The 14,790-nt window shown below is 63.1% G+C and carries 14 protein-coding genes; 11 read left to right on the top strand and 3 right to left on the bottom strand.

All coding sequences use genetic code 11. The features are described 5' to 3' along the window. Positions 1-5 precede the first annotated feature (5 nt). Entirely contained in the window at positions 6-563 is a 558-nt protein-coding gene (locus ACYBYQ_RS11585; protein ID WP_459614344.1) for a hypothetical protein, read from the bottom strand. A gap of 714 nt (positions 564-1,277) precedes the next feature. On the opposite strand from ACYBYQ_RS11585, the gene ACYBYQ_RS11580 reads away from it, so the two are divergent. After that, positions 1,278-2,467 (top strand): IS3 family transposase gene (locus ACYBYQ_RS11580; protein WP_459614343.1). Its coding sequence is split into 2 segments (ribosomal slippage): positions 1,278-1,548 and positions 1,548-2,467, totalling 1,191 coding nucleotides; the frame shifts between segments, so codons are not numbered across the junction. Between the two features lie 84 nt (positions 2,468-2,551). On the opposite strand, the gene ACYBYQ_RS11575 is transcribed toward ACYBYQ_RS11580, so the two are convergent. Then, positions 2,552-2,836: an XRE family transcriptional regulator gene (locus ACYBYQ_RS11575; protein WP_459614342.1), complete on the bottom strand. Its 285-nt coding sequence runs from the start codon at positions 2,834-2,836 to the stop codon at positions 2,552-2,554. 44 nt (positions 2,837-2,880) lie between these two features. Then, positions 2,881-3,069: a hypothetical protein gene (locus tag ACYBYQ_RS11570; RefSeq protein ID WP_459614341.1), complete on the bottom strand. Its 189-nt coding sequence runs from the start codon at positions 3,067-3,069 to the stop codon at positions 2,881-2,883. Between the two features lie 1,308 nt (positions 3,070-4,377). On the opposite strand from ACYBYQ_RS11570, the gene ACYBYQ_RS11565 reads away from it, so the two are divergent. From ACYBYQ_RS11565 to lon, 10 genes are all read left to right on the top strand, one after another. Continuing rightward, positions 4,378-4,659 carry a hypothetical protein gene (locus tag ACYBYQ_RS11565; RefSeq protein ID WP_459614340.1) on the top strand — a complete coding sequence of 94 codons (282 nt, stop codon included), beginning with the start codon at positions 4,378-4,380 and terminating at the stop codon, positions 4,657-4,659. 51 nt (positions 4,660-4,710) lie between these two features. Then, positions 4,711-5,031, top strand: a complete 321-nt coding sequence (locus tag ACYBYQ_RS11560; RefSeq protein WP_459614339.1) for a hypothetical protein — start codon at positions 4,711-4,713, stop codon at positions 5,029-5,031. Positions 5,032-5,368: 337 nt separating this feature from the next. After that, a complete protein-coding gene (locus ACYBYQ_RS11555) occupies positions 5,369-5,572 on the top strand; it encodes a cold-shock protein (RefSeq protein ID WP_459614338.1) in 204 nt (67 codons plus the stop codon). A gap of 486 nt (positions 5,573-6,058) precedes the next feature. Further along, positions 6,059-7,456: a group II intron reverse transcriptase/maturase gene (gene ltrA / locus ACYBYQ_RS11550; RefSeq protein WP_459614337.1), complete on the top strand. Its 1,398-nt coding sequence runs from the start codon at positions 6,059-6,061 to the stop codon at positions 7,454-7,456. Positions 7,457-7,592: 136 nt separating this feature from the next. Beyond that, positions 7,593-8,168 (top strand): DUF924 family protein, encoded by a 576-nt coding sequence (locus ACYBYQ_RS11545; protein WP_459614336.1) that lies wholly within the window; start codon positions 7,593-7,595, stop codon positions 8,166-8,168. A gap of 184 nt (positions 8,169-8,352) precedes the next feature. Next, positions 8,353-8,559: a cold-shock protein gene (locus ACYBYQ_RS11540; protein WP_459614335.1), complete on the top strand. Its 207-nt coding sequence runs from the start codon at positions 8,353-8,355 to the stop codon at positions 8,557-8,559. A 122-nt stretch (positions 8,560-8,681) separates the two neighbouring features. Further along, positions 8,682-9,992 carry a trigger factor gene (gene tig / locus ACYBYQ_RS11535; RefSeq protein ID WP_459614334.1) on the top strand — a complete coding sequence of 437 codons (1,311 nt, stop codon included), beginning with the start codon at positions 8,682-8,684 and terminating at the stop codon, positions 9,990-9,992. A gap of 2 nt (positions 9,993-9,994) precedes the next feature. Beyond that, positions 9,995-10,660: an ATP-dependent Clp endopeptidase proteolytic subunit ClpP gene (clpP, locus tag ACYBYQ_RS11530; RefSeq protein WP_459614333.1), complete on the top strand. Its 666-nt coding sequence runs from the start codon at positions 9,995-9,997 to the stop codon at positions 10,658-10,660. Between the two features lie 117 nt (positions 10,661-10,777). Next, positions 10,778-12,079, top strand: a complete 1,302-nt coding sequence (gene clpX, locus ACYBYQ_RS11525; protein ID WP_459614332.1) for an ATP-dependent Clp protease ATP-binding subunit ClpX — start codon at positions 10,778-10,780, stop codon at positions 12,077-12,079. A gap of 249 nt (positions 12,080-12,328) precedes the next feature. After that, positions 12,329-14,767 carry an endopeptidase La gene (gene lon / locus ACYBYQ_RS11520; RefSeq protein ID WP_459614331.1) on the top strand — a complete coding sequence of 813 codons (2,439 nt, stop codon included), beginning with the start codon at positions 12,329-12,331 and terminating at the stop codon, positions 14,765-14,767. The last annotated feature ends 23 nt before the right edge of the window (positions 14,768-14,790 follow it).

The following is a 14,790-nucleotide window of genomic DNA, read 5'->3' as shown; positions in this document are numbered from 1 at the left end:
GCGGCCTAAGCAGCATCGAGATCTGTGGGTAGAGTGAGGTTCAAAGATGCACACGAGCCGGTGAAAAGCAATTGGCCAAACTCAGCTTGGGACAATTTGTACAGCTGTCGCGGCTCCCAACGCTGGGTTGGCTCGAGTCGCGCAAAAAGCTGGACGTAGAGCGTATTTGGGTCTTCGTCTTCGTTGGACTCAGCGCCGACTGTGCGGGGATCTTTGACTTGTACATACCATCGACCACACCGGCTCTCAAGGCCATCATATGGTCGAAAGTTGTATGCGGGAGGATCACCTATGGTGTCGACGCGCCGCGGAATTTTTGTGCGCATGACTTCTTGGTGCTTCAATGAGTCGGCAAAATTCTTGCCCAATTGGCGCTTCAGTTCGTCATGAGTGACGCCGTGTAGCGCGAGACTGCGCTTGTCGCGAGCGATCTTGGTCTTCTCTTCATCGATCGGGTAGCGATAGGAGATATCCAGTGCCTCACGGAACGCCTTGTGCACCCAGAAGAACCAACCTGCCGCGTAACCGGAAAGTTCCCCTTTTGAATCCGTAAAGGCAACCACTTTGTTCTCAACCCGGCGACTCACAGCTTACCTCCCATGCACATGGCGGCTAGACTGCGCTTAGCGTGCCTGACCCGCGTCTTCGCAGCTTCTTCCTCAGCCAGGGCGGTCCGCAAAGCCTCTACTGCTTGGTACAGAGGCGACCCGGCGATCCACTCGCGGACCTGATGTACGTCCCGCGTACTGTCGCCAAGGATGGCGGAAGCGTCTCCCTCGATAATGCCAAGACGGTGCTTGCACATCTGGCCATTTGCCGCTCCAGCACACGTGCACGTGAGGGTGACTTCGCCGCGACTGCGAGTGACGGTAATGGTGTAGGGATCGGGTGAAGAGCTAGCTCTTATTTGGAAGTGGATGATCTCCATGACTCCCTCTACGTGCGCCGTGTATGAACGCATCATATCGTAATAGAAGATTACGGGGAGGGGTAGAGCGACCAGCTGTGCCTAAGCGAGTCCGAAGCTATTCGCTGTGCTGCTTTTGGCGGGCTAGTAATAAGCGGCGCACGCGCCGGCATTCGCCCCTGCAAGTCAGCTTCGAAAGGCCTCGGCCTATTGGCAATGCGGTGCCGCAGACCTCGCAGTGGGGGATAGTCCGTACAGGCTTGGTGGCGTGATATCGGGCGAGCTCTATGCGCCGACGGCGTAAAAGGTTGGATTTGGATTTGCCCCGGTTTGACGGACACCTTACCCTTAGTGGAACAAGGAGTCCGCAATGCCCAAGACACGCCCGCCGTATCCGGCGGAATTTCGCCAGCAGATCGTGGAGTTGGTCGCAGCCGGCCGAACTCCTGCCGAGCTGTCCCAGGAGTTCGGTTGCTCGGCCCAGACGGTCGTCAACTGGGTGGCTGCTGCCGGCCTGAAGGCAGACAAGCCGGCCAAGTCGGCAGGCAGTGCCTTGAACGAGGCCGAGCGTGAAGAACTCATCCGACTGCGTCGCCAACTGCGCCAGGTCCAGATGGAGCGCGACATCCTGGCAAAGGCTACGGCCTGGTTCGCAAACAAAAGCGAGAAGACGTCCACGCCGTCTTCGAACTCATGAGCGCGCACCAGGCCGACTTCCCCGTGAGAGCCATGTGCCGAATACTCGGCGTGTCGCACAGCGGCTTCTACGACTGGCAGCACCGAGGGCCATCGAAGCGGGCGATCGCCGATGCAGTGCTCAGCGAGCGTATCCGCACGATCCACGCCGACTCGCGCCAGACTTACGGCATGCCGCGTATCCGGGCCGAACTGGCCGAGCACGGCGTGCGTGTCGGGGGTAAGCGCATCGCCCGGTTGATGCGCGCGGCCAAGTTGCGCGGAGTCAGCAAGCGTCGGGGCTTTACGATCACCACGCAGCGCGAGCCTCGCCAGCGCCCGCCGGCCGACCTGGTCAACCGACGTTTCCAGGCCGATGGCCCGAATCAGTTGTGGGTAGCGGATATGACCTACGTGCCAACCTGGGCGGGGTTCGTCTACCTGGCCATCGTGCTCGATGTCTGGAGCCGGCGTGTGGTGGGATGGTCCATCGGCGAACGCATGACGACCGATCTGGTGCTGACCGCGTTGAACATGGCGCTGGCGCAGCGCAAGCCCGACGAGGTCATCCATCATAGCGATCAGGGCAGTCAATACACCAGTGTGGCCTTCGGCAAGCGCTGCGCGCAAATGGGTGTCAGACCTTCGACCGGCAGCGTGGGCGATGCCTATGACAACGCCATGGCCGAGAGCTTCTTCGCTACGCTCGAGTGTGAACTGATTGAACGCAACGTCTTTAAAACGAAGACCGAGGCCCGCATGGCGCTGTTCAGTTACATCGAGGGCTGGTACAACCCGCGGCGCCGACACTCCGGCCTGGGGTATCTGTCGCCTGCCAACTTCGAACGCTCAAATCAAGCAATACCTGAACCCGTTCCGGCTTGAAAACCAAGCCCTAACCTGTCCGTGAAAGCGGGATAAATCCAGGCAGATCTCGCACGCCCGGTGAGCCTTACGCTGCATTCGCCTCTACCGCTCCGTCGCTTCGTCATAGTCAAACTGCGCCCCTGCCGCCCGCATACGGGCCAACACGCGCTCGATTTGTTCTGGAGGCAGCTCCAGCATGGCGCAGCCAAAGAAAAGCATCTGCACGCTCATGGCCCGTGGCGACTGCCCGCCGGTGTACTTGCGCCATTGGTGCGAGCCACCTAGTGCGAAGAGTTCGGCCATCTGCGCACCTGTGAAGCCTAGCTCCGCCTTGAAGGCATCTAGTTGCTCGGTGGTGGGAGGGGAGTAGTTATGGATGGTGGGCATGGGCTCGGAAGGGAAAAGCCCCGCACATTGGCGGGGCTTCGTCGTTACAGGAAAAGCTTGGTCAGCGCGACGATGGAGCCGACCAGGCCGGTGGCGATCAGCAGCGGGTACCAGACCGTCTCGCGCGTCAGCTTGCGGGCTTCGGCGTTGATCTTCGACGTCTCGGCCATCAGCTTGGCGATCTCAGCGTGCGTTTTTTCCAGCTGGGCGGCTTCCATGACAGTCATTTCCATTTGAAGGTCTCTCTCTTCGAGGTTGAGGGGCTGCGCCCAATGCGCTACCCACAGACCTAATATTAGACCCATTGGGTCTATATGTCAAGACCCGTCTTTCCCTTCCTTTCGCGGTCAGCTTTAGTGATGTTCTTGACCTTCTCCCGGAATTCGGCACGGAAATCCGTTTTGCGGGACTCAATCACGCACGGTTCCATCTTCAGCTCTTCGGCCGTCTCCAGCAACCAGGCCACCACATCCGTACGTGAGCCAAATCATACAGCCGGCGGATCTCGTTGCCGGTCAGCATCGGGGGGGCGGGCTCGAAGGTCGGGTATTTCGCCATGGCATCACCTCAAAAGACTGTATAAATATACAGCTTTTTTGTCGGCGAAGCCCTCCGGCGCGCGGTCTTCCCCCCTCCGCGCCTGCCCGCTAAATGGGTCGTTTTCGACTCGCTGGTGCGTCACCCCTGGGCGCCAAGCAGAAAGCCCCTTAGCGGCCCGACTTAGGGCGTTACTGGACGCCGCGATATGACGCGGTACGGACTCACCGCGATACCCGTTGCGCGGCGAGCGCGGTTGCTTTGCGTTTGCTCAAATTTTGCACAGGGTGGGGGAGGGGGGCGGGAAAAACCTAACCTTCCTAACCGAGCCAAAAAAGTGGCCCTAAGTATCTGATTTTTAAGCACTACTAGGGTTAGGGTAGAAACCTAACCAAACCTAACCTGAAACCTAACCTGAGCACAAGTCATTGATTTATAAGGATGTTGTATTTTGTAAAGGTTAGGGTATGGAAACCTAACCGGGTTAGGAAATGGTTAGGAAAAGGTTAGGTTTTGCGAAATCGCGGAAACCCGCATGAATAAAGGCTCTGCGGGCAGTGTGGCATGTCCGGTTAGGAAGGTTAGGTTTTTCCCGACCTCTCCCCCGATCTTGAAAAAGGGACGTTTCGCGGGGTGTTTTGGTCATTTTTTGCGCAATTCTTCCGCTCGCTGACTCGCTGGCCAGAGCCACAACGCAGTGCGGCCGAGCTGGCGGATCGGGCGGCGAGAAACCCAAGGTACGGCGCCGGCTGATGGACGGGGCGGGCCAGGCTCGATGCCGGCGGGGGCAGGACCGTTGGCCACCGCCGAGCAGCTGCAGGCGGCCGGGGGCCACGTCGAAGTGCGCGTACAATTGATTCGGTCCTTCGATGCGGCCACCGCTGGCTGGGAGTGATGTTCGAATGTGCGTGTGGCCCCGTTTTGGCCCCACAAAACCTGGAAACCCGTATAAACATTGGTTCGTAGAGTCCCCTCCCTCGCACCAACACTGCCGATGAGCCGGCATGGACTATGAATCCCTCTACTGGGCCATGGCAGCCGTGGTGGCCGTGGCGCTTGCGGGCGGTGCGCTGCTTGCGCGATTGCAGCGCCTCGCGGCCAGCCTGGCGGGCGTGGCGGTCATTGCGGTGCTGGTGCTGGCGGCTGCATTCGGGCTGGCGCATCGCGGCGAATTCGCGCCGCATGCCGGGCTGCTGGCCGTGGCTGCCGGCATGTTCAATCTCGTAATCGGCGCAGCAGCCACGCTGGTGGCGCGCAAGGTGCGTCACCGCTATTTTTCCCCCTGAGTTTTTCCCACTGAGGCGGCGGGGCGCCGCCTGTTTCCCTCTGGAACCATCATGCAGATCACCAGCCGCCGCCAGGCGACCCTGGCCCATGGCCTGTGCCTCGAGACGAACGTCGACGGGGCCGTCCTGACGGCGTTCGTCGTGCTTGGCGAGCCCGACCTCGAAGTCATTCCCGAACTCGTCCCGGCCGCGCTGGTCGAGGCGGGCGCCGACATCCACGCTTCGGCCGTCCAGGCCGTATCCACTGCCCAGGAGGAGATCGATGCGGTGATCGAAAACGTCAAGCCCGCGGATGTGATGGTGTTCTTCTGCGCCGACGAAGACTGCTACGGTGCCGCGCTCGACCTCCTCGGCCTGCCGGAAGACGACTGACGACGTCGGGACGGCATGCGATTTGGCCGGCAGCAACGGTGTGCGGACCGGAAATTGGGGCCCGGACATCCGGGATTTATGTGCGATTTTGCAAATAGTTGCGTAACAGCCCCTTTGAATGCGTCCCGAGTTTCTCTTTGTTGCATTATTGGCACGCATTTTTGAGGATTATGTTGACTTGTGAGGGGAACCTGACGATAGTGTCGGCACGCGATCTGGGGTGTTCAAGTTCGTACAGTGCCTTGCCTTTGCGGCGACCGTTATTGTTCTACTGTCTCCTCCTTGATTGATCCGTGGTCCCGGGCGATAAGCCCACATTATTTCTAGGAAACACAGTATGGAAACCGGCGTCGTTAAGTGGTTCAACGCAGAGAAAGGTTATGGCTTCATCACCCCCGAGTCGGGTGGCAAGGACCTCTTTGCGCACTTCTCCGAAATTCAGGCCAATGGCTTCAAGTCCCTCGAGGAAAACCAGCGCGTCAGCTTCGTGACCGCCATGGGTCCCAAGGGCCCGCAAGCCACGAAGATCCAGATCCTCTAAGGCTTCTGGTCATCCGATGAAAGCCCCGCAAGGGGCTTTTTTGCTTTTGGTGCGCCCGGCAGGGCGCACCCACTTGGAGGTGGAAGTCCTCTACTCGCCCGACAAGGGGAAGAGTTAGCCGAAGGCAAGGGTTTCGCGGGCGACTGCGAGTCTGAAGGAAGCCGGATGGCAAAGCGCTGGCCTGACGCACAGGAAGCGGATGAGGCGTGTCAGCGGGGTAAGGCGGCCAAACTCGTCAAAGCCCGATACTTGTCCGGAACGCTGGGACGTATATCCGACAGGCATAAGCGTGAAGGTGGGTGTGCAATACCCGGGGAGATCTGACCGCGTGCTGGGCTGGCCCAGCTACCGAAGCCGCAAGGCGAGGGGACGCGCGATCAGAAGTCAGCCGAGGGCATAGTAGGTCGATGGCGAAGGCGGCGAGCCGATGAGGACCATGACCGAAGGCCCGAACAGAGGATACCGAGAGTAGGACGGGTGATCTTGATGCGAGCTGTGGATGCAGAAGCTCTGGAGACAGGGGCCTTGGAGGCGGGAGGCGGCCGGAAGCTGTCCGAGCGCGGCCGGGGTGCGCAGGCCCGCACAGCGACACCCGGGCAAACGAAATCGGAGGGCGACTCGCTGATGCGGCGGGTCGTGGAACGCTCGAACATGAGCCAGGCGTACAGGCGAGTGCTGGGGAATAAGGGGTCGGCCGGCATAGACGGCATGACCGTGCAAGACCTTGGCGGCTGGCTGAAGGCGCACTGGCCCAGCGTAAGGGCGGCGCTGCTGGCGGGGACGTATATGCCGCGGGCGGTGCGCCGGGTGGACATACCGAAGCCGCAAGGCGGGGTACGGACACTGGGCGTGCCGACCGTGGTAGACCGGCTCATCCAGCAGGCGTTGCATCAAGTGCTGCAACCGATCTTCGAGCCGACGTTCTCGGCGAGCAGCTTCGGGTTCCGTCCTGGCAGGAGTGCGTTGGACGCGGTGCGTCAGGCGCAGGCCCATGTGCAGGCGGGACGGCATTGGGTGGTGGACCTGGACTTGGAGAAGTTCTTTGACCGAGTGGACCACGACGTGCTGATGGCCCGGGTGGCGCGGCAGGTGCAAGACAAGGAGGTCCTGAAGCTGATTCGCCGCTTGCTGCAAGCGGGGATGATGGCCGATGGGCTGGCGCAGGCGCGTACAGAAGGCACGCCGCAAGGCGGACCGCTCTCGCCGCTGTTGTCGAACATCCTGCTCAGTGATCTGGACCATAGACTGGAGCGCCGAGGCCTGGCGTTCTGCCGCTATGCGGACGACTGCAACATTTACGTCGCAAGCAAGCGGGCGGGCGAGCGGGTGATGCGCAGCACCAGGGCCTATCTCGAGAGGGTCTTGAGGCTGCGCGTGAACGAGGCCAAGAGTGCGGTGGCCCGGCCGGGGGCACGCAAGTTCCTGGGGTACCGGGTGGCCGTACGGCTTGGGCAGGCGCACCTGCGGATCGCCCCGGAGAGCATCGAGCGATTGATGAGCCGGGTGCGGGAGGTGGTGCGCGAAGGCCGGGGTTGGTCCGTTGGTTACACGATCCAGACGCTGAACCCGCTACTGAGGGGTTGGGCGAACTACTTCCGGCTGAGCCTGCAGCGACGCCGGATGCAGGGACTGGACGGCTGGATAAGGCGGCGGTTGCGCTGCCTGATCTGGCGGCAATGGAAGCGGCCACGGACGCGAAGACGGCACATGATCGTGCTGGGGCTAGACCCGGCACGCGCGGCGAAGTCCAGCGTCAATGGCCGTGGGCCTTGGTGGAATGCGGGCGCCTCACACCTGACGCACGCGTTGCCCAACGCGTACTTCCAGGGGCTGGGGCTGATCTCGATCCGCGATACCGTGGATCGCCTCCAGCGTATCAACTGAACCGCCGTATGCGGAACCGCACGTACGGTGGTGTGGGAGGGCCGAGGGGGTGACCCCTCACCCTACCCGATGGGTTTTTCTGATTCCTGCAACGGCGGGGCCGGGCATGCCGGTTCCTGCGCATGGAGGCGATGGCATGACGGACATCGATGCGGCTTTCGGGGCCGATCCCGATATCCCGCCGGCTGGCGAGGTGGTGGCGTTCTGGCGCGAGGCCGGCCCGGCGGCCTGGTTCGCCAAGGACGACGCCTTCGACGCCCTGTTGCGGCGGCGTTTCCTGGGTGCGCACCTTGCCGCGGCGCGCGGTGCGCTGGCGCACTGGGCGGGCACGGTCGAGGGCGCGCTGGCCCTCATGATCCTGCTGGACCAGTTCCCGCGCAATGCGTTCCGCGGCACGGCGCACATGTATGCCACCGACGGCCTCGCGCTGGCCCATGCGCGCCGGGCCATCGCGGTGGGCCTAGATCGTCAGGCCGAGCCGGCGCTGCGGCAGTTTTTCTACCTCCCGCTGGAGCATGCGGAGGATCCGGAGGCCCAGGCGCAGTGCGTGGCGCTGATGGCCGAGCTCGATCCCGATGCGCTGCGCTGGGCCGAGCTGCACCGCGACATCATCCTGCGGTTCGGCCGCTTCCCGCATCGTAATGCCATGCTCGGCCGGGTCACCACCGAGGACGAACAGCGCTTTCTGGACGAAGGGGGCTTCGCGGGCTGAGGCCGGGCCGGCCAGAGGCGGCACGCGCGCGTTGACCGGGCCAGGCTTCGCTCCTAAACTGGATCGGCGAGATCTTCAAGTGGCGCGGCCCCGGCCGCAGCCTGGTAGTCCCCGGGGCCGGCGTTCCTTCCTGCTTGAGCATCTGGCCTTTCCGCGAGCAATCGCTACCTGCAGGGTGGTTCCCATGGCAACTGGTATCGTCAAATGGTTCAACGCCGAGAAGGGGTATGGCTTCATCGTTCCCGACGACGGCAGCAAGGATCTGTTCGCCCATTACTCCGAAATCCGGAGCGAGGGCTACAAATCCCTGCAGGAAAACCAGCGCGTCTCGTTCGAGGTCGCGGAGGGCCCCAAGGGGCCCAGCGCCAAGAACATCACGGTCACGGGCTGAGGCTGCTGGCAGCCGGGGTTTCCCCAGCGTGGTGGCAGGGGCCGGAGGCGCTTGGCGACTTTCCGGTAAAATGACCTGTTTATCCGTTCGTCTCCCTTACTTCTCGGAAAATAGGTCTTTGAATGCAGCCTGTGGTTGAAACCCTCTCCGGCCTGGAGCGCCGTATTGATCTGGCCGTCTCGGTGGCCGACGTCGAAAAGGAAGTCCAGGCGCAATTGAAGCGCGTGGCCCGCACGGCCAAGGTGCCGGGCTTTCGCCCGGGCAAGGCCCCGCTGGCGATGCTCGAGCGCAGCCATGGCCCCGGCATTCGCTATGACGTGATCAATACCCAGGTCGGCCGCGCCTTCGAGCAGGCCATCGACAGCGCCAAGCTGCGCGTGGCCGGCATGCCGTCGCTCGAACCCAAGACCGAAAACGTGCCCGAGGGCACGCTGGCGTTCTCCGCCACCTTCGAGGTCTATCCCGAGGTTGCCGTGCCCGACCTCGCCGCGCTGTCGGTCACGCGCTACGCCACCGACGTCACCGACGCGGAGGTCGAGCAGACCATCGACGTGCTGCGCAAGCAGCGCGCCACCTATGAGCCCCGCGCCGATCGTGCCGCCCAGGACGGCGACCGCGTGGTGCTCGATTTCGCCGGCACCATCGACGGCGTGCCGTTCGAAGGTGGCAAGGCCGAGGACTTCCCGTTCGTCCTCGGCCAGGGCCGCATGCTGCCCGAATTCGAGGAGGCGGCGCGCGGCCTCAAGGCCGGCGACACCAAGGTGTTCCCGCTCAGCTTCCCCGACGACTACCAGGGCCGCGAAGTGGCCGGCAAGACGGCTGAATTCACCATCACGGTGAAGGAAGTGGCCGAGGGCGTGCTGCCTGTGGTCGACGGCGAGTTCGCCAAGTCGCTGGGCCAGGCCGAAGGCGACGTCGACAAGCTCAGGGCCGACATCCGCGCCAACATCGAGCGCGAGGTCAAGAACCGTCTCCAGGCCCGCACCAAGAGCAGCGTGATGGACGCGCTGGTCGAAGCCGGCAAGTTCGACGTGCCCAAGGCCCTCGTCGAGAGCGACGTGCAGAACCGGGTCGCCGCGGCGCGCGAAGAACTGAAGCAGCGCGGCGTTCCCAACGCCGATTCGGTCCCGATGCCCAACGAGGTGTTCGCCGCCGAGTCCGAGCGCCGCGTGCGCCTGGGCCTGCTGGTGTCCGAACTCGTCAAGCAGGCCCAGCTGCAGGCCAAGCCTGAGCAGGTGCGTGCCCGCATCGAGGAATTCGCGGAGAACTACGAGCAGCCCGCCCAGGTGGTCAGCTACTATCTCTCCGATCGCCAGCGCCGTGCCGAAATCGAGGCCATCGTGCTGGAAGACAATGTCGTGGCCCATGTCCTGGGCCAAGCCAAGGTTACCGAAGAGAAGGTGCCCTTCGATCAGTTGATGGGGATGGCATAACCATGCAGCGTTTCACCGATTTCTATGCAGCAATGAACGGCGGAGCCTCGGTCACCCAGACGCAGACTCCCACCGGCCTGGGGTATATCCCCATGGTCATCGAGCAGTCCGGGCGCGGCGAGCGCGCCTACGACATCTACTCGCGCCTGTTGCGCGAGCGGGTCATCTTCCTGGTCGGTCCGGTCAACGACGCCACGGCCAACCTGGTGGTGGCGCAGTTGCTGTTCCTGGAATCGGAGAACCCCGACAAGGACATCTCGTTCTACATCAATTCCCCCGGCGGGTCGGTGTATGCGGGCATGGCGATCTACGACACCATGCAGTTCATCAAGCCCGACGTCTCCACGCTGTGCACCGGCCTGGCTGCCAGCATGGGGGCCTTCCTGCTGGCGGCGGGCAAGAAGGGCAAGCGGTTCACGCTGCCCAATTCGCGCATCATGATCCACCAGCCCTCGGGCGGCGCCCAGGGCCAGGCCAGCGACATCCAGATCCAGGCCAAGGAGATCCTCGACCTGCGCGAGCGCCTGAACCGCATCCTGGCCGAGAATACCGGCCAGCCGGTCGAGCGCATCGCCGTGGACACCGAGCGCGACAACTTCATGTCCGCCGAAGATGCGGTATCGTATGGTCTGGTGGACAAGCTCCTGACCTCCCGCGCGGAGGCCTGAGCGCGAGCGGCCCTTCCGGGTCATGCACTGCCGTCATTTTTCAAGTAAGCGTTGAATGCGCCGGCCCCACGGCATCCGCCGCGGCCGGGGCTTCATCACCAGAGACACGAAACACTTATGCCTGAGAAAAAGGGATCGGCAGACGCGAAGGTGCTGCATTGCTCGTTCTGCAACAAGAGCCAGCATGAAGTCCGCAAGCTGATCGCAGGTCCGTCCGTATTCATCTGCGATGAGTGCATAGACCTCTGCAACGACATCATCCGCGAGGAGGCGCAGGCCAACGCGCGCGCCGCCATTCGCTCCGAGTTGCCCACGCCCGCAGAGATCAAGACCTTCCTCGACCAGTACGTGATCGGCCAGACCGGCCCCAAGCGCATGCTGGCGGTGGCGGTGTACAACCACTACAAGCGCATACGGCACGGCGAGATCAAGGGCGACGAGGTCGAGCTCTCCAAGAGCAACATCATGCTGATCGGGCCTACGGGCTCCGGCAAGACGCTGCTGGCCCAGACGCTCGCGCGCATGCTGAACGTGCCGTTCGTCATGGCCGACGCCACCACGCTCACCGAAGCCGGCTACGTGGGCGAGGATGTCGAGAACATCATCCAGAAGCTGCTGCAGAACTGCAACTACGATGTCGAGAAGGCCCAGCGTGCCATCATCTACATCGACGAGATCGACAAGATCTCGCGCAAGTCCGACAACCCGTCCATCACGCGCGACGTCTCGGGCGAAGGCGTGCAGCAGGCCCTGCTCAAGCTCATCGAAGGCACGGTGGCCTCGGTGCCGCCGCAGGGCGGGCGCAAGCATCCCAACCAGGATTTCGTCCAGGTCGACACCACCAACATCCTGTTCATCGTGGGCGGGGCGTTCGACGGCCTGGAAAAGGTCATCCGCGACCGCACCGAGAAGTCGGGCATCGGCTTCGGCGCCTCGGTCCGGGCCAAGTCCGAGCGCGGCGTGGGCGAACTCTTCAGCGAAGTCGAGCCCGAGGACCTCATCAAGTTCGGCCTGATTCCCGAGCTGGTGGGCCGTCTGCCCGTGGTTGCCACGCTCGACGAACTCGACGAGGCCGCTCTGGTGCAGATCCTCACCGAGCCCAAGAATTCCCTGGTCAAGCAGTTCCAGAAGCTGTTCGCCATGGAAGGGGCCGAGCTCGACGTGCGGCCCAGCGCCCTGAAGGCCATTGCGCGCAAGGCACTGCGCCGCAAGACGGGCGCCCGCGGGCTGCGTTCCATCCTCGAGGCCGCGCTGCTCGACACCATGTACGATCTGCCCTCCCAGGGCAACGTCAAGCGGGTGGTGCTCGATGACGGCGCCGTCGAAGGCGACGGCAAGCCCCTGCTGATCTACGCCGACGAATCGTCCGACTCCGACGGCAAGTCGGGCCGGGGCGAGGTACGCAACGCCGCTGCCTGATCCGCACATCGCAGGAGCGCCGCCACGCCATGCCGGCCGCCCGCTTCCGTGGGCACGTTTCTGGCTGGGGCAGAGGTCCGGCGGCAAAAAAACCCGTCATGAACGGGTTTTTTTGCATCTCCCTGCCATCCTGGCAATCACGGCTTGAATTTTCGGCTATTGTTCCCATATCAGACGTAACCGAGCAGGCAAGGCACGCAGTCCGCCACACCTGTCCCCAATACGCCGAGTCACATCGAGGAATTCTCTATGTCTGCCAGTCAGACCCTGCCCTCCGAACCCATCGACCTTCCGCTGCTGCCGTTGCGCGACGTGGTGGTGTTCCCGCACATGGTCATCCCGCTGTTCGTGGGCCGTCCGCGCTCGATCCGCGCGCTGGAAGTGGCCATGGAGGCCGGCAAGAGCATCATGCTGGTTGCCCAGAAGTCGGCCGGCAAGGACGACCCCACGCCTGAAGACGTCTACGAGATCGGCTGCGTCGCCGGCATTCTGCAGATGCTCAAGCTGCCCGACGGCACCGTCAAGGTGCTGGTAGAGGGCACCCAGCGTGCCCGCATCGACAGCATCCAGGACGCCGAATCCCATTTCACGTGCCAGGTCACGCCCATTGCGCCCGACACGATGCAGGGCGCCGAAACCGAGGCGCTGCGCCGCGCCATCGTGGCCCAGTTCGAGCAGTACGTGAAGCTCAACAAGAAGATCCCGCCCGAGATCCTCACCTCGCTGGCCGGGATCGACGACGCCGGCCGGCTGGCCGACACCATCGCCGCGCACCTGCCGCTGAAGCTCGAGCAGAAACAGAGCATGCTCGAAGTCACCGGCACTTCCGAGCGCCTTGAGGGCCTGCTCACGCAGCTCGAGACGGAGATCGACATCCTCCAGGTCGAGAAGCGCATCCGCGGCCGCGTCAAGAAGCAGATGGAGAAGAGCCAGCGCGACTACTACCTGAACGAGCAGGTCAAGGCCATCCAGAAGGAGCTCGGCGAGGGCGAAGAGGGCGCCGACATCGAAGAGCTCGAAAAGAAGATCATCGCCGCGCACATGCCCAAGGAGGCCCGCAAGAAGGCCGACGCCGAGCTCAAGAAGCTCAAGCTCATGTCGCCCATGTCGGCGGAAGCCACCGTGGTGCGCAACTACATCGACACGCTCATCAATCTTCCCTGGAAGAAGAAGAGCAAGATCAACAACTCCATCACCAACGCCGAAACGGTGCTGGACAACGACCACTACGGCCTTGAGAAGGTCAAGGAACGCATCCTCGAGTACCTCGCGGTGCAGCAGCGCGTCGACAAGGTCAAGGCGCCCATCCTCTGCCTGGTGGGGCCTCCGGGCGTGGGCAAGACGTCCCTGGGCCAGTCCATCGCCAAGGCCACGAACCGCAAGTTCGTGCGCATGGCCCTGGGCGGCGTCCGCGACGAGGCCGAGATCCGCGGCCATCGCCGTACCTACATCGGTTCCATGCCGGGCAAGATCCTGCAGAACATGAGCAAGGTCGGCGTGCGCAATCCGCTGTTCCTGCTCGACGAGATCGACAAGCTGGGCATGGACTTCCGCGGCGATCCCTCCTCGGCGCTGCTCGAGGTGCTGGATCCGGAGCAGAACCATACGTTCCAGGACCACTACATCGAGGTCGACTTCGACCTGTCCGACGTGATGTTCGTTGCCACCAGCAACACGCTGAACATCCCGCCTGCGCTGCTGGATCGCATGGAGGTCATCCGCCTGTCGGGCTATACCGAGGACGAGAAGATCCATATCGCCCGCGACCATCTGCTGCCCAAGCTGATGAAGAACAACGGCGTGAAGGACACCGAGCTCTCCGTCGACGATTCGGCATTGCGCGACATCGTGCGCTACTACACCCGTGAGGCGGGCGTGCGTGCGCTCGAGCGCGAAGTCGGCAAGATCTGCCGCAAGGTGGTGAAGAAGCTGCTCACCCAGAAAGACCAGTCCGCCGCGACCACGACCCCCGTGGTGGTCAACTCGGAGAACCTCAACGACTACCTGGGTGTGCGCCGGTACAACTTCGGCATGGCCGAGAAGGAAAACCAGATCGGGCAGGTCACCGGCCTGGCCTGGACCGAAGTGGGGGGCGACCTGCTCACCATCGAGGTGGCCGACATGCCGGGCAAGGGCAACATCCAGCGCACCGGTTCGCTTGGCGACGTCATGAAGGAGTCCGTCGAGGCGGCCCGTACGGTGGTGCGCTCCCGCGCCCGCCGGCTGGGATTCACCGATGCCGTGTTCGAGAAGCGCGACATGCACGTGCACGTGCCCGAGGGCGCCACGCCCAAGGACGGACCGTCCGCCGGCATCGCCATCACCACGGCCATGGTCTCGGCGCTTTCGCGCATCCCGGTGCGTGCAGACGTCGCCATGACCGGCGAGATCACGCTGCGCGGCGAAGTGCTGCCCATCGGCGGTCTCAAGGAGAAGCTGCTGGCCGCGCATCGCGGCGGCATCAAGACCGTGCTGATCCCCGAGGAGAACGTCAAGGATCTCGCCGAGATTCCGGACAACGTCAAGAACTTCCTCGAGATCGTGCCCGTGCGCTGGATCGACAAGGTGCTCGAGCTGGCGCTGGAGCGCCTGCCCGAACCCCTGTCCGAGGAAGAGGCCGTCAAGGAAGAGTCGCTGGTGGCCAAGCCGGTGGAATCGGGCTCCAGCGATCCGCTGGTGAAGCACTGAGTCCTCGGATCCGTCCAACGAAA

This window comes from Bordetella sp. 2513F2 (assembly GCF_054642735.1).
Note: the sequence above shows the minus strand (reverse complement) of the source record. Positions and strands in the feature narration are given on the sequence as shown.